This is a genomic window from Brevibacillus sp. JB24b (assembly GCF_051713385.1).
GTDB classification, from domain to species: Bacteria; Bacillota; Bacilli; order Brevibacillales; family Brevibacillaceae; genus Brevibacillus_B; species Brevibacillus_B laterosporus.
This window is the reverse complement of sequence record NZ_JBNVQV010000001.1, coordinates 1,936,319-1,958,304: the sequence shown is the minus strand read 5'-3', so window position 1 is coordinate 1,958,304 and position 21,986 is coordinate 1,936,319. Positions and strand designations below refer to the sequence as shown.

General features: G+C 40.7%; 22 protein-coding genes. 2 read left to right on the top strand and 20 right to left on the bottom strand.

The window, feature by feature from the left end; translation table 11 throughout:
• Positions 1–143 precede the first annotated feature (143 nt).
• The 11 genes from ACQV1I_RS09560 to ACQV1I_RS09510 form a co-directional block, all read right to left on the bottom strand.
• Positions 144–2,195, bottom strand: a complete 2,052-nt coding sequence (locus tag ACQV1I_RS09560; RefSeq protein ID WP_116333751.1) for a methyl-accepting chemotaxis protein — start codon at positions 2,193–2,195, stop codon at positions 144–146.
• A gap of 333 nt (positions 2,196–2,528) precedes the next feature.
• Positions 2,529–3,488 carry an ABC transporter ATP-binding protein gene (locus ACQV1I_RS09555; RefSeq protein WP_094699301.1) on the bottom strand — a complete coding sequence of 320 codons (960 nt, stop codon included), beginning with the start codon at positions 3,486–3,488 and terminating at the stop codon, positions 2,529–2,531.
• Positions 3,489–3,519: 31 nt separating this feature from the next.
• Positions 3,520–4,515: an ABC transporter ATP-binding protein gene (locus ACQV1I_RS09550; protein ID WP_018672536.1), complete on the bottom strand. Its 996-nt coding sequence runs from the start codon at positions 4,513–4,515 to the stop codon at positions 3,520–3,522.
• An 11-nt stretch (positions 4,516–4,526) separates the two neighbouring features.
• The gene (locus ACQV1I_RS09545) at positions 4,527–5,441 is read right to left on the bottom strand and encodes an ABC transporter permease (protein ID WP_116333750.1); all 915 of its coding nucleotides are present in this window, start codon (positions 5,439–5,441) and stop codon (positions 4,527–4,529) included.
• A gap of 7 nt (positions 5,442–5,448) precedes the next feature.
• On the bottom strand, positions 5,449–6,381 hold the full coding sequence (locus ACQV1I_RS09540; protein WP_116333749.1) for an ABC transporter permease: 933 nt from the start codon (positions 6,379–6,381) through the stop codon (positions 5,449–5,451).
• Positions 6,382–6,880: 499 nt separating this feature from the next.
• On the bottom strand, positions 6,881–7,360 hold the full coding sequence (locus ACQV1I_RS09535; RefSeq protein ID WP_026315239.1) for an Lrp/AsnC family transcriptional regulator: 480 nt from the start codon (positions 7,358–7,360) through the stop codon (positions 6,881–6,883).
• A 549-nt stretch (positions 7,361–7,909) separates the two neighbouring features.
• On the bottom strand, positions 7,910–9,046 hold the full coding sequence (locus ACQV1I_RS09530) for a M20 family metallopeptidase (protein ID WP_116333748.1): 1,137 nt from the start codon (positions 9,044–9,046) through the stop codon (positions 7,910–7,912).
• Positions 9,047–9,064: 18 nt separating this feature from the next.
• Entirely contained in the window at positions 9,065–9,871 is an 807-nt protein-coding gene (locus ACQV1I_RS09525) for an ABC transporter permease (protein WP_018672531.1), read from the bottom strand.
• On the bottom strand, positions 9,868–10,710 hold the full coding sequence (locus ACQV1I_RS09520) for an ABC transporter permease (RefSeq protein ID WP_116333747.1): 843 nt from the start codon (positions 10,708–10,710) through the stop codon (positions 9,868–9,870). The genes ACQV1I_RS09525 and ACQV1I_RS09520 overlap by 4 nt, the downstream gene beginning before the upstream one ends.
• A 3-nt stretch (positions 10,711–10,713) precedes the next feature.
• A complete protein-coding gene (locus tag ACQV1I_RS09515; protein WP_116333899.1) occupies positions 10,714–11,823 on the bottom strand; it encodes an ABC transporter ATP-binding protein in 1,110 nt (369 codons plus the stop codon).
• A gap of 9 nt (positions 11,824–11,832) precedes the next feature.
• A complete protein-coding gene (locus ACQV1I_RS09510) occupies positions 11,833–12,921 on the bottom strand; it encodes an ABC transporter substrate-binding protein (RefSeq protein ID WP_116333746.1) in 1,089 nt (362 codons plus the stop codon).
• A 214-nt stretch (positions 12,922–13,135) separates the two neighbouring features.
• On the opposite strand from ACQV1I_RS09510, the gene ACQV1I_RS09505 reads away from it, so the two are divergent.
• Complete coding sequence (locus tag ACQV1I_RS09505) at positions 13,136–13,891, top strand: IclR family transcriptional regulator (protein ID WP_018672527.1); 756 nt, start codon at positions 13,136–13,138, stop codon at positions 13,889–13,891.
• A gap of 98 nt (positions 13,892–13,989) precedes the next feature.
• Here ACQV1I_RS09505 and ACQV1I_RS09500 read toward each other — a convergent pair whose 3' ends face one another.
• From ACQV1I_RS09500 to ACQV1I_RS09465, 8 genes are all read right to left on the bottom strand, one after another.
• The gene (locus ACQV1I_RS09500) at positions 13,990–14,799 is read right to left on the bottom strand and encodes a purine-nucleoside phosphorylase (protein ID WP_094699015.1); all 810 of its coding nucleotides are present in this window, start codon (positions 14,797–14,799) and stop codon (positions 13,990–13,992) included.
• Positions 14,800–14,812: 13 nt separating this feature from the next.
• Positions 14,813–15,988 (bottom strand): phosphopentomutase, encoded by a 1,176-nt coding sequence (deoB, locus tag ACQV1I_RS09495; protein ID WP_094699016.1) that lies wholly within the window; start codon positions 15,986–15,988, stop codon positions 14,813–14,815.
• A 57-nt stretch (positions 15,989–16,045) separates the two neighbouring features.
• Positions 16,046–16,933: a site-specific tyrosine recombinase XerD gene (gene xerD / locus ACQV1I_RS09490; RefSeq protein ID WP_094699017.1), complete on the bottom strand. Its 888-nt coding sequence runs from the start codon at positions 16,931–16,933 to the stop codon at positions 16,046–16,048.
• Positions 16,934–17,015: 82 nt separating this feature from the next.
• Positions 17,016–17,255 carry a DUF4227 family protein gene (locus tag ACQV1I_RS09485; RefSeq protein WP_018672523.1) on the bottom strand — a complete coding sequence of 80 codons (240 nt, stop codon included), beginning with the start codon at positions 17,253–17,255 and terminating at the stop codon, positions 17,016–17,018.
• A gap of 105 nt (positions 17,256–17,360) precedes the next feature.
• Positions 17,361–17,822 carry a ferric iron uptake transcriptional regulator gene (fur, locus tag ACQV1I_RS09480; RefSeq protein WP_018672522.1) on the bottom strand — a complete coding sequence of 154 codons (462 nt, stop codon included), beginning with the start codon at positions 17,820–17,822 and terminating at the stop codon, positions 17,361–17,363.
• A gap of 94 nt (positions 17,823–17,916) precedes the next feature.
• On the bottom strand, positions 17,917–18,543 hold the full coding sequence (gene spoIIM / locus ACQV1I_RS09475; protein ID WP_116333745.1) for a stage II sporulation protein M: 627 nt from the start codon (positions 18,541–18,543) through the stop codon (positions 17,917–17,919).
• 79 nt (positions 18,544–18,622) lie between these two features.
• The gene (locus ACQV1I_RS09470) at positions 18,623–19,804 is read right to left on the bottom strand and encodes an endonuclease Q family protein (protein WP_116333744.1); all 1,182 of its coding nucleotides are present in this window, start codon (positions 19,802–19,804) and stop codon (positions 18,623–18,625) included.
• Positions 19,805–19,806: 2 nt separating this feature from the next.
• Entirely contained in the window at positions 19,807–20,370 is a 564-nt protein-coding gene (locus ACQV1I_RS09465; RefSeq protein WP_018672519.1) for an NUDIX domain-containing protein, read from the bottom strand.
• Between the two features lie 276 nt (positions 20,371–20,646).
• On the opposite strand from ACQV1I_RS09465, the gene ACQV1I_RS09460 reads away from it, so the two are divergent.
• Entirely contained in the window at positions 20,647–20,787 is a 141-nt protein-coding gene (locus ACQV1I_RS09460) for a Z-ring formation inhibitor MciZ (RefSeq protein ID WP_438769160.1), read from the top strand.
• A 7-nt stretch (positions 20,788–20,794) separates the two neighbouring features.
• On the opposite strand, the gene ACQV1I_RS09455 is transcribed toward ACQV1I_RS09460, so the two are convergent.
• Positions 20,795–21,904, bottom strand: a complete 1,110-nt coding sequence (locus ACQV1I_RS09455; RefSeq protein WP_116333742.1) for a DUF3866 family protein — start codon at positions 21,902–21,904, stop codon at positions 20,795–20,797.
• Positions 21,905–21,986: the final 82 nt, after the last annotated feature.

The following is a 21,986-nucleotide window of genomic DNA, read 5'->3' as shown; positions in this document are numbered from 1 at the left end:
TTCGCTTTCGTACCTCCATTCGTATTTCTAGCATCCCCTTTTCTCAGGAAAATATTCACACTTTCAAAGAAATAAAATAGATAAAAACGAGCCGATAACAAAAAAACTTGCCGTCTTTGGAAAAGAGACGGCAAGCTTGGTAGTTATACTTGGAATTTAGACACATGAGCTTCTAAATCATTTGATAATTCTTGCATGCTTTGTACATTTTTATTTATCTCTGAAATAGCTTTTAGCTGTGCTTCTATAGTTGTAACCGCTTCAATCAGTGATTGATCTATCTCACCGGACCTTTGTGACAAATTTTGCATGGAGCTACTAACAACTTGATTACCAGCTGCCATCTCTTCAGAAATAGCAGTCATGGATTCACTTTGTTCAGCAGCAGCCTGAATCTCCTGTAGGATGTGAGTAAAGGATTGGCCCACCATCTCTACGGATTTGAGTCCGACATCCGCTTGTTTTACTACATCATCCATATTGATTGTCATCTCTTTTGCTTCATAATTAATCGATCCTGCGATAGCTGCAATCTTTTCAGAAAAGCTACTGCTTTCTTCTGCCAATTTGCGAACTTCGCTTGCTACAACAGAAAATCCTTTACCTGCTTCTCCCGCCCGTGCTGCTTCTATCGCTGCATTTAAAGCGAGAAGATTGGTTTGAGATGCGATTCCTGTTATCATTTTAACGATTTCTGAAATTTCGTTAGACCGTTGACGTAGAGTATGCATCCGATTCGCATTGTGTCCGATTTCTGACGTAACACCACGAACAACCTCAACTACATCTTGAACCTGCTTCATTCCAACCTGAGCCCGTTCTAATGTTTTCGATGTAGCATTAGATGTAGCTTCTGCGGATATCGCAACCTGCTCCACCCCTTCGGAGATTTCAGAAACAGTAGTCACGGTACTCTGTACCTCTCGATTCTGCATAGAAATACGCTCTGAAATCCCGGTTAATGTACCTGAAATTTGGTGCAAGGATACCGTATTAGCTTCAGAATGTTTTTGCAACTCACCAGATGCCACATTCAAGACAACCGCTTGACTTTGTACACGTGTAATTAAATCCTTTAGTTCACCTACCATCTGGTTGAGTGCTTGACCGACTTGGGCAATTTCATCTTTACCCTGCACCTCTATGTTTGTCGTGAAATCTCCACTTCCTACTCGCTGCATTTGTGTTGTTACTGTGATCAATTGCCTTTTCATAGAATTTGCATACCACCAAATGGCTGCACCCGCTAGCACAGTGACCGGTATACTGACTAAGAATATAATCCAGCCCATGCTGTTTACTTCTCCGTAGATTTCCGACAGGCTTGTGCTTAATACCAGACTCCAAGGCAACGTTTTTAATGGAGCGATTGATGCAAATGATTCTATGCCATTATCAGTGTAGATGACATTTGTACTAGAGCGATCTATTACTTTTTGCATGATTTCTTTATAAGCTGGGTCGCTCCCTACCTCTACATTATTCGTGTATTCCTCATTCTTATGAGCCACGACCAGACCATTTTCATTTAGAACATAGCCATAGCCATTTTCCATGAACTGAACCCCTGCTATTCTGTCCAGCATTTTCTGCATAGAAAAAGCAACAATTAGAATCCGACTAGTATCGCTATTAGACGGACCCACTGGTGTTGCGATATATCCATAGCTTTTTTCCACATGAGGTTGAATATCTTCACCAGAAACGATCATTTGCTTTTGGGAAACAGCTTCTTTAAAGAAAGTTTTATCATTAAAATTCGTAAAATTCATAGTAGTCAATGAATACTCTTCGATCCCTGTTTTCCCATTCACGAGATGAATCTTTTTAATTTCCGGAAAACTCTGTCTCAATAATTTAAATTCATCTTTTACAAGGGTATCAATGTTGGTTCTCATTACATTCTTTGCAGCAGAACCTTTTACTTGTGTCGCAATTGAATTTATCCATTCATCAACACTTGCTGTGTATTGCTCTGTTAACATTTTGGATTGTTTGGTTGTAATGTTGATTAACGTATTTTTGGAGAAAGACAATACGATCGTTTCCAAGGTTCCAAAGATCAATAGAACCATGATGATTCCCCAAATAATCATTTTAGTTGCTATGGACTTCCCCATATGGAGTTTCATTTTTCTTATGTTTGTTAAAGAGGGTTTCCAGTTGTTTTTTACCCCTCTAACTCCCTTGATCATTTTTATCATCCTCCTTACATGTTGAAAAGCACGGTACATATCGAGCCTATGGTACCACAAATTATTCATATGTATAAACGAAACATGAAACTTATTATCTATATCGGAAAAACAGAGGGACTTAATTACTATAAAACTGTAAAATTTCACAAAATAATAACTTTACAAATGATTTACACACATTTTACAAAACATGATTCTCTGCTTATTTCGGGAACAACGCGAAATTGAAAAATGCCATGCCTACTAGGTTAGGTAAAAGAACAACGGCACCCTGCTATGCTGCAAGGCGCCGTTTTCTTTTATACTCGGTTTTCGCATAATGCAACGAATTTAGTTAAACAAGTGACAAGCTACGAAATGGCCTGATTCAATCTCTTTCCAAACTGGCTCTTTCGCTGCACACTCCGGCATTGCTTTCGGGCAACGCGTACGGAAATGACAACCGCTTGGTGGGTTCATTGGACTCGGTACATCGCCTTGTAGAACGATACGCTCACGAGTACGCTCGATTTCAGGATCTGGAATAGGAATCGCAGATAATAAAGCCTGTGTATATGGATGAAGCGGTTTTTCATACAGCTTTTCACTATCTGCTAACTCTACCATTTTCCCAAGATACATAACGCCAACTCGATCAGAAATGTATTTAACCATGGACAAGTCATGGGCGATAAACATATATGTTAAGCCCATTTTTTCTTGCAGTTGTTCCAATAAGTTAACAACCTGAGCTTGAACGGATACGTCCAATGCTGAAATCGGTTCGTCACACACGATAAATTTCGGTTCGACAGCTAGAGCGCGTGCGATCCCAATACGTTGACGCTGACCACCAGAAAACTCATGTGGAAAACGGTTCATATGCTCAGGGTTCAAGCTTACTAATGACAGCAATTCTTGGATGCGTTCTTTACGTTTTGAGCCGGCTGCAAGACCATGAATATCTAGAGCTTCTCCGATAATATCGCCAACTGTCATACGCGGGTTAAGAGAAGCGTATGGGTCTTGGAAAATCATCTGGATGTTACGACGCATGGCTTTCATCTCAGAAGGGCTTAATTTAGACAAATCTTTACCCTCAAAAAATACTTGTCCGTCAGTTGGATCGTATAAGCGAAGCATTGTACGACCAGCAGTAGATTTCCCACAGCCAGACTCACCTACGATCCCTAAGGTCTCACCGCGTTTAATCGTAAAGGATACGTCATTGACTGCCTTTAATGTATTTTCACCGATCTTAAAAAATTTCTTTAAATTGCGTACCTCAACCAATGTATCATCGTTTGACATATCTTTGTTTGCCATCTGTGCTCCTCCTCCCTTACGAACCTGTGCGAGCTTGTGCTAACGGATGTTGTAACCAGCAGGCGGCGCGTTGACTGTCGCTAATTGTGGTCAATTCAGGATCATATTCCATACATACCTTCATTGTGCACTCACAGCGCGCAGCAAAGCCACACCCCACTGGAGGTTTTAACAGGTCCGGTGGTGTACCAAAGATTGGAGTAAGCGGTTCATCACGATTTAAATCAAGTCGTGGTACAGAGCGCAACAAGCCTTTTGTATAAGGATGCTGAGGATTATAAAATACTTCATCAACTGTACCCTCTTCAATTACCTTACCAGCGTACATAACGACTACACGATCGCACATTTCGGCAACAACACCCAAATCATGCGTGATCATGATAATAGAAGTACCCATTTTCTTTTGCAAATCTTTCATCAAATCAAGAATTTGCGCTTGAATGGTTACATCCAGAGCTGTTGTTGGTTCATCGGCAATTAACAGCTTAGGTGAACATGAAAGAGAGATTGCGATCATACCACGTTGGCGCATACCACCGGAAAATTCATGCGGGTATTGGTTCACACGACGGTCTGGTTGTGGAATACCTACAATGTTTAATAGTTCAATCGCACGCTCTTTAGCAGCAGCTTTGCTCATGTTTTGATGTTTAATCAAACCTTCCATGATCTGATTACCGATTGTCATGGTTGGGTTTAGAGAAGTCATTGGGTCTTGGAAAATCATACCAATATCTTTACCACGAATGGATTCCATCTCTTTATTTGTCTTCTTAATAATATCCTGACCATTGAACAAAATCTGACCTTGCTTATATTCACCCGGAGGCGTCGGAATTAGCTTCATCAAAGATTGAGCTGTAACCGACTTTCCACAGCCGGATTCCCCTACAATTGCTACTGCTTCCCCTTTATTTACATGAAAGTTTACGCCACGCACAGCTTTCACTTCACCAGCATAGGTGTGGAAGGAAACATGCAAATCTTTAACTTCCAAAATTCGTTCCATCCTAATCCCTCCTATTTACGTAAGCGTGGGTCTACTGCATCTCGAATACCGTCACCCAACAGGTTTAAGGCCAAAATGGTTAAACTGATAAAAACAGCTGGGAACATTAATCGCCATGGGTAATACTTCATCGCTGGCAATCCCTCTGATGCCATGGTTCCCCATGAAGCAACTGGTGCAGAAACCCCTAGACCAAGGAAGGACAAGAACGCTTCAGCAAAAATTGCACTTGGAATCGACAAACTCAACGTAACAATGATCGGACCCAGAGCATTCGGGATCAAATGCTTAAAGATAATACGCTTACTATCAGCACCAAGCGATTTCGCGGCTAGTACATACTCTTGTTGTTTAAGCTGCAGCATCTGTCCCCTGACAATCCTAGCCATCCCGATCCAGCCCGTTATGGTAAGGGCTAAAATAATGGTGGTAACACCAGGTTTTAAAACAACCAGTAGCAAGATAACTACTAATAGATAAGGAATAGCAAACAGGATGTCAGCAATACGCATCATAATCTCATCCACTTTACCACCATAGAAACCGGCAATACCACCCCAAAGTACTCCAACAATTAAATCAATAAAGGCAGCGGCAAAACCTACTTCAAGGGAAATACGTGCACCGTACCAAATACGAACAAACATATCGCGTCCTAAATCATCCGTTCCAAAAAAGTGTTCCATGGAAGGCTTTTTGTTTTTACCAGTTAAATCTGTCGAGAAGTAGTCATTAGAACTCACCATTGGCATAATAATAGCACAGACAATGAGGGCTACTAAAAAGATGAGCGAGACCATAGCTACTTTATTTTGTTTAAGACGGCGCCATGCGTCTTGCCAAAAGGATAAACTTGGACGCTTAATTTGTTCTGCCTGACTAGCATCTACGGAGACAGGCTCAAAGTGTTTTTCTGTTAATTGCATTCTGTCACTACTCCTTTCCAACATCGCCAAGCTTAATGCGTGGGTCAATCAATGTATAGGCAATATCCACAATCAAAACCATGACAACAAGTATCATCGCATAGAAGACGGTTGTACCCATGATAACCGTATAGTCACGATTCGTAATGGATATAACGAATTCTCTACCAAGACCAGGGATACCAAAAATTCTCTCAACAACGAAAGCCCCAGTCAAAATGCTAGCGGACAAAGGTCCTAAGTAAGTAATAACAGGTAAAAGTGCATTTCGGATCGCATGTTTTACTGTGATAGCGAAAGTACTTAATCCTTTAGATTTAGCCGTTTTAATGTAATCTTGTCCCATAATTTCAATCATATTAGAACGAGTCAGACGCGCGATAAAGGCTAGCGGACTTGCTGCCAACGCGAATGTTGGTAAGACAGTATGTTTCCAAGTGTCCCATTTTGCAATCGGAAACCATCCAAGCTCAATCGAGAAGATATATTGATAAAAACTTGCAAGGATAAAGCTAGGTACCGAAAGTCCAAGCACAGCAATCAGCATGGCACTATAATCCTGCCATTTATTATGATAGAGAGCTGCAATAACACCCAAGGAAATTCCGCCAAAAATAGCGACTAATAAAGCCTGTAGACCTAAATGTGCTGATACAGGAAATCCACGATTGATCATATCATTAACCGTTGATGATTTCTCAGTAAAGGATGGACCCAAATCCCAGGTAGCAATCCCTTTCAAGTACAACAGGTACTGTTGACTAATCGGTAGGTCTAGATTGTACTTTGCTTCCAGCGCTTTTTGAATCTCTGGTGGTACATTACGTTCACCGGTGAATGGTCCACCCGGAATTGAATGCATCAAGAAAAAAGTCGCGGTAACAATTAAAAACAGAGAAACAAACATAAAGATGATACGTTTACCAAGGTAACGGAGCAAACCTCATTCCCCCTTAAAAGATTTCTACTATCTCTACACAATCCACCGCGGTGCATCTTGGATGACCTTATGTGAATATATGATTGTGCTACTGTACAAGCAATCAGCATTTTCCAAACAAGCATTTACAATATTCGACAGTTTCTGAGCATACACTGCCATCTCTGTAAGACAGCTATCTATCCATTCTCAGTTACCTATTCACATGAAATGAACCATTTGTCTCTTTAAATAATCTTATGCGTTATTGTACTACTTAAGTAAAGTAAACCAAATAGGTTATTCATTCTGAATATTCTAGATAAATAACAAGAGACTGTATAATGCCTTTTTAATCAGCGTAATTCATAAGGTTGATCATACATCAAAACAGAGGGCAAGTAATTCACTAAATCATGCCCTATACCTGATAGGTGCATGATTCATAGTACAATGCTCTCATTTTATGTTTTTTCTGAAAAATCTAGCATCGGGAGATACGGTTCTAAAGCCGGCTTGTTCAACCCCCTTCTGGTGTCGTAATATCCTCTTCACGTACGTACGAAAAAGATTCTTTATACTGCTTTAGCTCCAAAGAGACATCGGCAGCGAGAATGCCATCGATTCGCGAGAGTTGCTCATTAACGAAGATAATCAGCTCATCATTACTGTAAAAACAGGCTTGTATAATTAAATCGTGCTTGCCACTAAAAGCTCCCACAAATGTAACCTGAGGTAATTCGGTTAACTCAGCAGCTACTTGTTTCTGTTTGCCCAATTTCGTGGTTAGCCCGATAAAAGCCAGCACATTAAGCCCTAACTTTTCCGGATCGGTGCGAATGACGAATTGAAAAACTCCATCATGTAATAGACGAGATATCCTCGAACGAATCGTGCCTTCACTCACTTTTAATTGGTGAGCAATCTCTGTATAAGGAGTTCGGCCATCTTCTTGGAGGATCTGCAAGATTTGCCTATCCACATGGTCGATTTTCCTCAATCTTACCACTCCATTTTACTCTTATTTCTGTTTGATCTCATTTACTCTACGAATTTACTTTCGTACATTTCCATTTCATTACGAATTTCGCAAAATAACGAAACAAACTCTCTGTTACATATAAAAATATTACGAATTTATTACGGTGTCAACGAATTACAGCCCCTACAAACATAAAATATTATAAACAAAGTGAATAGAACTAGCATGAATTTCCTACAAATGTATGTTACAAACTAAACTGATCAGTCAATTTTCATAAACTTTTCGATTTCAATCGAGATAGTCTTGTTAATAAAGCGATGATAACGCTTTCAATTTGTCTCTTGTTTGAAATATCCCATTCTTTGTCTTTCATTATTATAATTTATTTATTTTATATTTTTTTATGTTCATCTGACAGAATTATCTTACATATGTAACATAATGCATGTGTTTTGAGCTTGTATAGTAACATTCAAAGGAACGACTCTCTAATCCATCCCTCCCATTTATCTACAAAAGCAGATTTGGCTTAGGTTTGGATCAAGAGAGTCTCATTAATCATTTTTAACATTCTTCTAACAAACGTGCTAATAGTGTCGTTCGTTTTGGGACATCTTTTATCCAAATGAACTCACGCGGCGAATGGGCATAATCTCCACTTGCCCCCAATCCATCTAAGGTGGGAACCCCACAAGCAGCGACAAAGTTACCATCACTAACACCGCCTGTTCCCTCTTCAGTTAAAGAGCAAGAGAATTCTTGTTCACAGATATACTTTGCTAATGCAAAGAGCGCATAGCTTTTCTCCGTTTTTTCCATGGGTGGACGATTGATACCTCCCTTCACAACAAGCTTTGTTCCAGAAAGTACTGGTTGTAGGGACATAATTACTTGATGAATCCGTTCGGCTTCCTCTTGAGATTGCACTCGTACATCTACTTCGGCTTCCGCATAATCGGCTACCACATTACGTCCAACCCCGCCTGTAATAGTCCCCACATTTATCGTAGTTCCACTTGTATAATTGGTGAGACTATGCAAGCGTTGAATATGATAGGTCATTTCTTGGATAGCTGAAATTCCTTTTTCATGATCAACACCAGCATGAGCCGAGACTCCCGATACTTGAATCGTGTATTGCGAACTACCTTTGCGCCATGTCTTCAACGCCCCATGGGGAGCCACAGGAGGTTCTAAGATGAACGCCACCTCTGCCTTTTTTGCTTCTTCTTCCAAAATTATGCGAGAAGTAGGGCTACCGATCTCTTCATCACCTGTTAGAAGAAGAACAAGGGTTTTATCCTTAGGCAAACGATCAAACCTACTTAAAGCATGAATAGCAAACAGGGCTTGGAGAATACCTGCTTTCATATCATAGACTCCTGGTCCGTATGCTTTTTCATCTTCACAACGAAATGGTCGCTCCATAGATTCCTGTAGTGGCCATACTGTGTCATAATGACCAACTAATAAGATTCTTTTCGTTCCTGTTCCTACTTCACAACGCAGTTGGTCACCATAGGTGGGATTTGCATAACGGTGAATCTTTCCACCGGTTAATTTCTGCATGACTTTTATATACCAAGCAATCATTTTTTCACTCTGTGGTTTATGTTTAGAAGGGGAGTCGATGTTCACACTCTCCTCTAATTTTTGCAAAAAGCTTGGCATTTGTTCTTGTAAATACGTATATAGGGCCATAGGTAGATGACATCTCCATTAGTGTTGTTGTGCGTTTAGTCCAAATAATCGATCTAAACCATATACCTTCTCCAATAAAAAGATGAAAAATAAACTAATAAGAATAACTACCGATGAAATAGAAGCTACCATTGGATCAAGCGATTCTTGCATATAAGTAAAAATAGCAAGTGGTAACGTTGTTGTATCCGGAGCAACCAGGAATAAGGATACCGTCACATTATCAAACGAAGTCAGGAAGGAGAAAATAAAGCCCGACAAAATCGCTGGACGTAGCATTGGTAATGTGATATCCCAAAACACATGCAGCGGTCTTGCTCCTAGCATAAACGCCGCTTTTTCCAAGGTATAATCAAAGGTAGTTAAACCCGTCAAAACCAGACGTACTACATAAGGAATAGAAATTAATATATGCGCCAGCAACAACCCCAAGAATGTTCCCCCAAGCTCCAGACGGGTAAAGAACAGCAACGCCGCGATACCAATAATCAACGAAGGGACTGTTAAAGGTGATAAGAGCAAGCCACTGATGACTTTCTTTCCCTTAAATTGATACTTAGAGATTGCAATGGCAGCCATTGTTCCGATCAATGTTGAAAGGATCGCTGTGATAGCTGCAAGCTGCAAGCTAAACCAGAAAGCATCTATAAACTCAGGGCGATCTAGAATTTGTTTATACCACTCGAAGGAAAACCCTTCAGGGGGAAACGATAGGTATCCAGCAGAAGTGAATGAGCTTGGAATAATAATTAAAAAAGGTGCATTTACAAAAATCAAAATGGCTACGGTGATAACACCTAGCCAAGAAAATCTTCCTTGTCTCATGATGTAAACACCTCTTTATACCGTTTTGTTTCTACGAATCGACTAAATAAAGTGACCAACACAATCGTGCTTGAAAGCAACATGATAGCAAGAGCTGCTCCTAGTGGCCAGTTAAGGGTCGACATGATTTGTTCAAAGGCTAGTACAGGAATAACTTTTACCGACGTTCCTCCCATTAAAGCTGGCGTTACATAGGCACTCATCGACAAGCTAAATACCAGCGTAATACCGGCAAATACACCGGGCATGCTCAGAGGTAAGGTTATATGAAAAAACGATTGAAAGCGTGTTGCTCCTAAGATAGAAGCCGCTTTGTACAAGGAAGCGTCAATGGTATAAAGACTAGTCGCAATCGCTAATACCATATAAGCAATAAAAGCATCCGTTAATCCTACGACAATCCCTAATTCGTTGTATAACAAACGTAGTGGTGCATCAATCAGTCCTACTTTTTGCAGTATACTATTAATCCAGCCCGTATCTCCTAGTATGACAACCCAGCCAAAATTCCGTATAACAACACTAATAAGATGTGGACACAAAATTAACATGGTGACCAGCCCACGTAGCTTTCCTTGTGTGCGGGCCATAAACATGGCTACAGGAAATGCTAGTAGTAATGTACAGACAACTGTATATAAACTTAGAGAAATCGTTCGACCGAGTATCTTTAGATAATATGTATCCTGAAAAAACATGAGATAATTGGACCAACTAAACTGACCCTCTGCCCCTTCAAAACTTAAAAGAAGAATAAAAAGCATCGGTATAAGAAAGACGCCTAGCAAAATAATCATGGCCGGCAGAAGTAATAACAAATAGGTAAGTCGCTTAGACATCTTTTACTCCCTCCCCTCCGCCATTACGAATACATCTTCTTTTTCCCATTGGCAAATTGCGGTTACTCCCTGCTTCATTTCAGTAAGCAAATTAGATTCTTGCACACGTACGTCAAGCTGAACGCCTCCAATTTGCACCTTACATTCGGTATAGGCACCAAGGAACGAGGAAAATGCCAGTTGTCCGTATACTTGATTATCCACGGGAAATTTATCACCTGATCTATCACTCAACGGAAATAGTTTGATTTTCTCAGGACGAACATAGGCTATCACTCGCTGGCCTACCTGCAAGTTGGTATCAGTCGCAACTGCTTGTATCTCCCAATCTCCATCTGTCTTAATCGTCATGATCTGCCCGTTACTAGCTGTAATAAGACCAGGTATCCGATTCGACTTGCCAATAAACGTATGAACAAATTCCGTTGCTGGATGATTGTAAATTTCGTGAGGTCGACCAATTTGCTCCACTCGCCCATAATTCATAACTACTATTCGATCGGATAAAGATAATGCTTCCTCCTGATCATGTGTAACAAAAATGGTGGTAACTCCAATTTCCTGATGTAGTCGCTTGAGCTCATCACGTAATTCTTCACGTAATTTAGCATCAAGATTGCTTAAAGGCTCGTCAAGGAGTAACAGAGACGGCTCTACAACTAAAGCTCTAGCAATTGCAATACGTTGCCGCTGTCCACCTGAAAGCTGCTTGGGATACCGATCTGCTACATGTGGTAGCTTCACCAGCTCTAAGACCTTCCGAATTCGATCTTTTTGTTCTGCTTTAGAGATTTTGCGTAATTTTAATCCATAACCAATGTTCTCTCCTACCGTCATGTGCGGAAATAAGGAATAGGTTTGGAACACCATTCCCAATTCACGCTTATATGGAGGAACTCCATTCATCTTCTTTCCTTTAATGAGCAAGTCACCTTGATCTGGATCTAAAAACCCAGCAATCATATTTAACGTTGTGGTTTTACCACAACCAGAAGGTCCGAGCAAAGAGATGAACTCCCCTTGCTCTATCTGAAGATGGAAGTTATCAACAATAATCTGATTCTGAAATTTTTTCTGAACATTGATAAATTCTACATCAGGTACTCTTGTCAATGTGGACACCTACTTTCCTACCTTTGGCGCGATTTCCTTGTTGAATTGGTCAACCCATTTTCCCGTCTTGCTTCCCAAAACGGCATAATCAAAATGCACAACTTTAGTCCGATCAAAATCAAGCTCTTTCTTTACATCATCCGGTAAGTCCACTTTTGTTGCTGGGTTGTAATATAATTTTGAAGCGTACATGCTCTGTACTTCATCGGTTAGTAAGAAATTCATAAATTCTTTAGCTGCCTCTGGATGCTTTGCACCCTTGACCATAACCGCTACGTTAGGTACTATATTAGCCCCTTCTTTGGGAAAGACGAATTCAAGTGGTAATCCTCCTTTTTTCTGTGTAATGCTACGCGCCATAGTCCAAGCTGTATAAGCAGAGGTTTTACTTTGCAAATTCTGTTGTAGCTGTGCAGCTGACTTTGCAAATGTAGGCATATAGCCAGCAATCGCTTCCAGCTTTTTGAAGCCCTCTTCCATTTCTTTTTCCGAACCACCATTGGCATACGCAAGCATGATTAGCGTACTACGTCCAAAGTTGCTTGTTACATCAGTTAAAATCAAATTTCCTTTCATTTCAGGACGAGCAAGATCATTCCAAGATTCTGGAACAGGTATACCTTTTTCTTTAATTAGATCGCTGTTGTAGGAGATACCCATAGGTGTGAAATTAACCGTAACTCCTGAATTTTCTAACACTTTCAAATCATCAGGTACGTTGGCGGCATTAGGAATGTTTTCTTCTGTAATCGGTTGCCATAATCCTTCTGTACGACCTTTCTCTTGCTCACCACCTTCTATGATAGCTACGTCTATCTGTGGAGAGTTTTGTTGTGCTTTTACCTTGGCAACAATTTCAGTAGACACACCTGATACATATGAGAGCTTTACGTTCGGATATTTTTCATTAAATTTTTTAAAAATCTCGTCTTTCATCAGCTTTTCTACGGTAGCACCATTTCCAGCAATAACTAGCTTGTCTTCCATCTGGGACGAAGAACTACTGCTTCCTGCTGGCTGTGCCGAATTTCCACAGCCTGCCACCACTACTGCTGCAAGTGTAATTACTGATATCACTGTCCACGCTTTTTTCTTCATCATAAGCCCCCTATACTCTCTTTTTGTTCTCTTATAGAGAACAATTTTATCCATATGAGAACAATACGTGAATTTTAGCATGAAAATTTGTAAAAATCAATCATTTGTGAAAATTATGTGTCCATGTTACAATACCGTTACATCAGGGCTTTTCCCCCTTTTTTTGGAATACAAGTCAGTCATGTATGACTTTTCATAGGAAAGGAATAATCGGATGGACAACTTCTTATCTTCCGTTAAAAAAAGCTGTCATCTTATGCAACTCTTTTTGGATTCTCCTAAAGAATTAGGTGTAACAGAAATAAGTAAAAAACTGGCGATGTCCAAAAGCGCTGTACATAAATTACTGACAACTTTAGAAAGCGAAGGCTTTATTCGTCAAAATCAAAAAACCAAGCAGTATGCGCTTGGTTATACTTTACTGGAATTAGGAACGAAGGTATTACGTGATCACGATACAGTCGAATATGCAAAGCCCCACTTGCATGAGTTGGCAGAGCAAACCAAAGAATTGGTATGTCTTTGTATTATGGATGGTAAAGACGCCATTTATGTGGACAAAATCGACTCCCAATATCCTATTCGTTTTACTGTCGATGCCCATCGGCGCTTCCCCTTGTATGCGACAAGTAGTGCCCGTTGTTTGCTCGCATATCAATCTGAAACTTTCATCGATGAAGTCCTAGCAACTGGACTTAAAGCATATACACCACAATCCCTTACTTCTACTGAGGATATGAAGCAGCGTTTGAGAACGATCAGACAAAATGGGTATGAGGTTAGTTCCAATCTACGCAATGTTGGTGTAACAGCTATTGCAGCGCCTATTTTCGATACAACTGGACAGGTTATCGCTTCCATTAGTCTGATCGGTCCTTCCGAGCGTATGCTTCCTCATATGGAGGTTTTTCAGCAAAAGGTATTGCGAACCGTTTCTCAATTATCACTTGGCTTAGGATATCACCACTAGTACAAAAAATCCCTTTGGCTCTTTTAGTCCAAAGGGATTTATCTTTGTTAGCTATAAAGCATGCCTTGAGTTCCACCAGTAGGCATGATCATGAATGATTACATCTTTTCTATAACACCTTTTACTAAAGAAAGAAACTCTGCTTTTACCTTCTCAGTTGTCTCCATTACCTCGTCATGAGATAATGGTTGATCAAGAATTCCTGCCGCCATGTTGCTGATGCAAGAAATTCCAAGAACCTCTATGTTCATATGACGAGCCACAATCACTTCTGGTACTGTGGACATTCCGACAGAATCCCCACCTAAAATACGCAACATGCGAATCTCAGCAGGAGTCTCATAGGATGGACCTAATAGTCCTGCATACACGCCTTCTTGTAATTGGATGCCTAATGTAGCTGCAACCTCTTTAGAAAGCCCACGTAAACGTTTGGAATAAGCTTCTGACATATCAGGGAAGCGAGCGCCTAAAGACTCATCATTTCCACCGATTAGCGGATTGCGGTACGTCAGATTTAGATGATCTGAAATTAACATTAGATCGCCTGGTTTATAGGATTCATTGACACCACCTGCTGCATTTGTAACAATGATGGTTTCTACACCAATCGCCTTCATGACGCGAATCGGGAACACGACAGCTTCCAAATCATGACCTTCATAGTAGTGAAAGCGTCCTTGCATCGCTACTACCTGCTTGCCTTTCAATTTTCCAATTACCAGCTGCCCTTTATGTCCGACTACTGTTGATTTCGTAAAATGGGGAATCTCGTTGTATGAAATAACAGTAGCTTCTTCGATTTCATCTGCCAAAACACCTAGACCTGAACCTAAAACCAAGCCGATGGTTGGCTTTTCAGTAAGCTTTTCCTCAATAAACGTCTTTGCTTCAAGAATTTTGGACATGTATGCTCTCCCCCTACAATTGAGCTAAGAAACTTTGACCGATTTTCGGCATTTTCACTTCGAAGTTTTCAGCAATTGTTGCACCTAGGTCAGCAAATGTTTCGCGCACACCTAGATTTTTGCCTGTCTCCAAGTTTTTGTAGTATGCCAGTACAGGAACATATTCACGAGTATGATCAGTACCATGATGTGTTGGGTCATTACCATGGTCAGCTGTTATGATAAGTAAATCATTTTCTTTTAGGGCTGCCAGTAGCTCTGGAACACGTGCGTCAAACTCCATTAGCGCTTTTCCGTACCCTTCTGTATCGCGGCGATGACCGTATTTGGCATCGAAATCAACTAGATTTACAAAGCTAAGCCCTGTAAAGGATTCTTGCATGCTTTGAAGTAGTTTATCTACTCCATCCATGTTATCTTTGGATCGGATCTCTTTACTTACGCCCTCTCCCGCATAAATATCAGAGATTTTACCAATCGCAATTGAAGTGAGTCCTGCATCTACTAGATTGTTCATAACCGTTTTATCAAATGGCTTTACAGAGTAGTCATGACGATTAGAAGTACGTTCGAATGCCCCTGGTTTTCCTAAGAACGGACGAGCAATTACACGTGTAACTGCATATTCGTCGCGCAGTGTTAGCTCACGAGCAATCTCACAGATCTTGTATAGCTCTTCTAACGGTACGATTTCTTCATGAGCAGCAACTTGGAATACGCTATCAGCAGACGTATACACGATCACTGCACCCGTTTTCATATGCTCTTCGCCCAATTCATCCAAAATTTCGGTTCCGGATGCTACCTTGTTTCCTAATACTTTACGCCCTATGCGTTGCTCGAATTCCTCAATTAATTCTTGTGGAAATCCATCTGGATATGTATTAAACGGGGTAGATACATGCAACCCCATAATTTCCCAATGCCCAGTTGTTGTATCTTTTCCCATGGATATTTCTTTCATTTTGCCATAGTGTGCACGAGGTGCAGCTACAGCTGGTACGTTATGTAGAGGAGCAATAGTGCCCAGACCCAATTCTGCAAGATGCGGAAGTGCGAACCCTTCTACCTTTTGTGCGATATGACCAAGTGTATGAGAACCTTCATCATTAAATCTCTTAGCGTCAGGTAATTCACCAATTCCAACACTATCCAACACAATTAAAAATACACGTGAAAAACGATTCATTTGTGTGTTCCTCCTTATGCACTTGAAGTCTGCCTTGTAAAGTGTACGTCCATCTCTTTAGGCACGAGGATGTGTTTTTGCATAGACATCTTTGATGCGCGTACGCGTTACATGCGTATAAATTTGAGTTGTAGAAATATCGGCATGTCCCAACATTTCCTGTACAGATCGCAAGTCTGCACCATTCTCTAAAAGATGAGTTGCAAAGGAGTGTCGCAAGGTATGCGGAGTAATCTCCTTTTGGATTCCCTCTTGTAAGGCATATTTTTTAATAATTTTCCAAAACCCTTGGCGTGTAATCTGTGTGCCTAAATGATTTAAAAACAACGCCTGATCTGAACTAGCCTTAACAAGTTGTGGGCGTCCCCGTTCCAAATAGGTACGGATAACCTGAATGGCAATGCTACCAAGCGGAATCATGCGCTCCTTAGAACCTTTACCCATACATTTGACAAAGCCCATGTCTAAATTAATATCCCCCAGTTGTAAGGATACTAACTCAGAAACGCGAATTCCAGTCGCATATAGTAATTCTAGCATGGCTTTATCACGATATGCTATAGGTACATTCCCTTTTGGACCATCTAATAAACACTCTACTTCTTCTACTGACAACACTTTAGGCAGTCTTTTCTCAATTTTGGGTGTTTCCAAATGAATAGATGGATCACTTGTCATATGACGGTCTCGGACTAAGAATTGATAAAAAGCACGAATGGATGCCATATTCCTAGATAAAGTAGCCGTAGCCCGTCCTTTCTCTTGAAGCATAAATAGATAGCCAACGATATGAGTGCGCGTAGTCTCTTCTACCTTGCTAATACCTTGGTCATTCAAATATGCAGCGTACATTACCAAGTCATGTTGATAAGATTCCAACGTATTGGCTGCAAGTCCTTTTTCTACTGCGAGAAAGTGGGTGAATTGATCGATTAGCGTATCCATGAAGCCACTTCTCCTCCTGGATTAATTATACCAGAGCGGTACCTTATACATTTCAACAGCGCACTTACAAAATCCTGCTTTCTCATTCCCCTTCCGAGAAAAAAAGCTGAAGGCGCTCTAAATACCAGTCCCACTCAGATACGGGTTTGTTGTCCAGCCATTTTACCACCTTAACAGCATTCCCGGAAGGTTCTCGGTAGGGATTTGCCGGCAAAATATGGTGTGATAAGTAGGATACTACTCCATAACTAAACAAGGAACAAGTGACAAAAAGTAAAAAGAATCGAATTAATTCCATAAAACGGCGAAATGGAAAACTCATTGCAACAACCCCTTGAGCACGGTTATTGCTATTTTATGCCTTTTTGTCCCTATTCATGACTTTCATGAACAAGAAAAAAACTTCTCCTTAACTATGGAGAAGTTATTACTTGTAGTCTTCCAAATTAACTTTATCAAGACAACGATGGCAGATTCCATAAAAACTGAGTCGGTGATCTGTTATAGCAAATTTGTAGTCCGCTTTTACCTTCTCTTCTGTTCCCACTAACAAATCTTCAAATATCTCATCCACCGTACCACAATGTAAGCATATCAAGTGATGATGGTGATGTTTAGCATTATCATCTCGGAGGTCATAACGTGCTACCCCGTCACCAAAGTTCATTTTATGGATAATCCGCAGCTCACTTAATAGCTCCAAGGTCCGATATACCGTCGCTAAGCCAATCTCAGGAGCTTTGTCTTTCACCTTTAAGTAGACATCCTCAGCACTGAGATGATCTGCTTCATTCTCCAGTAAGACACGAACTGTAGCTTCGCGTTGCGGAGTCAATTTATAGTGGTGCGAATGTAATTGTTGCTTTATCTTTTCTATTTTTTCTTCCATGTATGCCCCTCCCCGTTCGCATCAAACCTGTACTTATTATAGAGGAGAGAAATCTATTTAGTCAAATACATAAGTTCTTATCTTATAATTATTCTTAATTAATAGCGTACTGCATCAATAATGGGGACAAAAAAGTCTCCAATAAAGCTGCAGCTGTCATGATTATAAACATGCTACCAACTAGAATTGAATAATTAGTAAAATGCGGCATAATGCTATCTCTACGTGTGACTAATCTAGTACGTACCAAGCGAAGAGAGAATGAAATACCTGCAACACCGGCAATGAGCATAGCGGGAACAACTAACATGTTTTGTGGAAGGACACCAAGTAAAGCAAACGTTACTCCCTTCCACTGCAACTCTCCCACCAAGAATCCAACGGTAAAACCAACAATGATACCTTTGAGAAATAATAGTAGTAGGATCATAGGCAATCCAATAATGGACATTCCTAATACCCATAGTATCAAAATTGTTTTTAAATGATATCCGAACGCTTGTTGAAAATGTAGAGAGGAATCCATTATTCCGCTTTTGTCAAAGTTAGAAAAAAAATAATTGAGAAAGCCAAGCAATTCTTGTCGCTGAGACAAATCAAGCGAATTAACAAGCACAGCTCCAAAAATGATGCCCATAGTAAACAGGACGATAGTAAATAAAAAAAGGGACTGGTTTTCTTTCAAATAAAGATGGATGCCATGTCCAAAGCGGTTACGCAAGACGGCCCCCCTCCTTGGTTGCCAGGATACTTACATTCTATGCACCGCTTGTCTATTCTATGACTAATATACATGGCTACTACTTCTCTCTTTCTCCAATTACCTTTCCATAGATCCCAGCTCTTCCAGCCTGAATCAATAGCTCGCCACGTCTTGCTTTGGCAATCATACTCGTTATTTTTTCACCTACTACCTGACACAAAATCTCCTCATCCACCCGATGGAGGACATCCATTTCGGTTCCAATCTGTTCATACATTTTTTGCCGTATTTTTGGTCCTACACCTGGCAAAAACTCTAAAGGAATCTGTTCCACATAAGAAGGCCGGTGTGAAGGATGCACCCCGATTGGTACATCAGCTAACTGATCGATCCGTTGACTAACCCCTCTCACCATCCGTTTATATCCGCAGGCAGGGCACCTCCCCATCTCATTCTCTCGTTCCATGGACCCACATCCCTGACACGCTGTTTGGTGATACTTTCCTAGCTGTGGAGATAGTCCATAATTACATGAAACCCTTCTGTGCTGCTCACGTCGCATTGCCATGACCCACTCCTGATAGCTTGGTTCCTTTAGCAAGAGCACTTGATATTCCCGGCCAATTTTTTGTAAGGAATGAGCATCTGAATTTGTCACAAACGTTTTCTCATGTAACTCCTGTAGCCGATCTGCCATATCCGTATTTGCACTTAATCCTAGCTCTACGGCATAAATCAATCTAGGATCAGCAACCTCGCTAAGATGATCCGTACAGCTTCCGTAAAGCCCTTTATGGGGTGTAAAGATGTGTGCTGGTATCATAAGTCCCTCATGCTGGTAAACAAACTGCTGGAGCTCACGAAGACCTGTATACACGCGTTGCGAGCTAAGGTGTACATTCTTGCAACGAACAGCCAACCACTCTGTGAAGAGGCGCATTCTACGCAAATCGGGCATATAGCACAAAAAATGAGCTTCTCCCCTATCTGGTTCCTTAATTTCTACCTCACAGCCAAGCAGTAGCATCGTTCGTTTATAATGGATACCCCCATCCGGATGAGCTATAGCCATTTTTCGATCAAGTAATTCTTGCAATTCAGCTTGTACCTCAGGGGCATGTGCATCTATAACGCCAATCATTTCCATTCCCTTACGCTCAGAAGCTTCCTCCAAAATACTGTGAAGAGTCATTTTTCGAGAAGCCGTAATTTTAACAGCTTTTCCTGACATCGTTCCGCCAATGTGTATATGTAAATCTGCAAAGATAGATGACAGCATGATTATAAACGCTGATTCAGACGCTCATTTTCCATTACAAACAAAGCAAGAACGGTTTTAGCGTCTCGAATCTCTCCCGCTTCATGAAGTTTTCTAGCTTCTTCTAGTGTCACGTACATCACTTCAACAAATTCATCTTCGTCAGGATTACATTCTCCCGCAATCAATCCTGTAGCCATATACAGGTGTAATAGTTCATCTGCAAACCCCGGTGAAGTATAAAACGAGCTGATATGTTTATACTCTGTGGCTTTAAAGCCGGTCTCTTCTTCTAATTCACGCTTGGCGCATTCTAAAGGATCTTCTCCCCGTTCTAACTTACCAGCTGGAATTTCTACAATAGACCGCTCCAATGGTTTACGAAATTGACGTACAACGATCAATTTGCCATCCTCTGTGATCGGCATAACTGCTACGGCTCCCTGATGCTTAACAATCTCTCGTTTAGCTGTATGACCATTTGGTAATTCTACATCGTCAACCTGAACCGAAATAATTTTACCGTCGTAGATTTTTTTCGTAGCAATGGTTTTTTCATATAACGAATCGTGCTGAGCTTGTGTCATAAATGTTTCCTCCTAAATGAACATTGTTTTTACTGTGTTTTGTAAAACATGCTTTTTATAAAATACCTGTTTACTTTTAAAACACACTTTTTAGTTCTATATCCGAACCTCTCTCCATATCTTAGCATCAAGAATAGCTTGTACAACCCTTTCTCAAAAATCCACTAAAATCAATGCCCTCTAAGCACTTTCACTTTCTTGCTAAGTAGACATCAGTTCTATACACACTCGCAATAAGTTGTAGAGATGAATTACCCAAATACAAAGGAGGCATCTATGATGAAATTATATACAGATCTGAAACAAATACGCTTGGTTGGAAAAGTAAACGAAATCCAGGCCGCTCTACGTCAAATATCTGAGCAGCCCATTACATTACATGCTTACTTGCAACAAGTGAGTCAACAAAAAGTCTAAAATATCCTCAATTCATTTCTGTATGCTTCCTGATCCAACAGGCGGTTTTGGCCATTGTATCAGCTGTTAAAAAAGGGGTCGGGTCTTCCTCCCAATTCCGTCCCATCGAGGAAAGCTTTTCTAGGTGGTGCCGTTTATACAATTTATCAATCTCCCCTACTGTCCCTGCTTTTTGTCTTAGGACAATATGTTTTTGTGACAGGGATGACTGTTCCATCTGCTTTTCTATAGATGAATCACGTTCATCTTCAAACAGAGGTATGGGCAGAATGACAGGACGAAGCACAAATTGCCTTAACAAGGTGGTTGTATGATGACTCATGCCATGGTGCCGTTCTCGTTTATCTACAAAGCTAATTCTTGGTAAAAAAAACGGTACTCCTCCGAGAATATCTACATGATGCAAAACGTCCGCTAATTGTAACCCTGTGAATCCATAAGGAGTACCTGTACCAACTCCACCAGGTCCAGGTGTACAAATAATCCAATCAGCTTGATACACGTGTTTTGCCGCTAATAGACCTGTTACTGTATTGACACATTCACCATCCCCACCAAAAGCCTGACCCGTGGTAACGGTTGCGTGTAAATATTTGTTGCTTACCAGCCAGTGAACATGCCGTGAAAGTGAGATTGGCAATGCGGTATGATCCGTCATGATATAAACAATTCGCGCTCCTGGCATCAGTTCTTTTAATCTAATGCACAACGCAGGTAACATACTATGTAATTCAGCTACAAGTACAAAACTCCCCGCTAAAGACAATTCCTCCTGAGCAAATAACCCATGATAAGGGCTCGCCTGTTCTTCTAATGTATCCACTGCCATCTGCCAAGGCGTATAGCGCATTTTCATAATATGCCCGTATTGTAATGGGGAATGTTGCCTATTACAAAATGGTTCCAGAGCCATTATAAAGTCTGTACCACCTGTTCCTAATTCCAGATGAGTCGCAGTTACATTAAGTAACACTGATTGCCCTACCCTCAAATCTTCGTTTTGGCCATAATAAATAGCACGTTGTTTTTTACCATCTGCTCGCTGAACGACTACTTCTGTAAGCCCTCTTCGTTGCTCTCCACATGTAAGAATATAACCAGCCATCATTTGTTGCATCAGCTTCATCCTCATCATTTTCATTTCTTAAAAAAGATGGAACTCTACATAATACATACTTATGCCCTTCCTTCTCTAAACT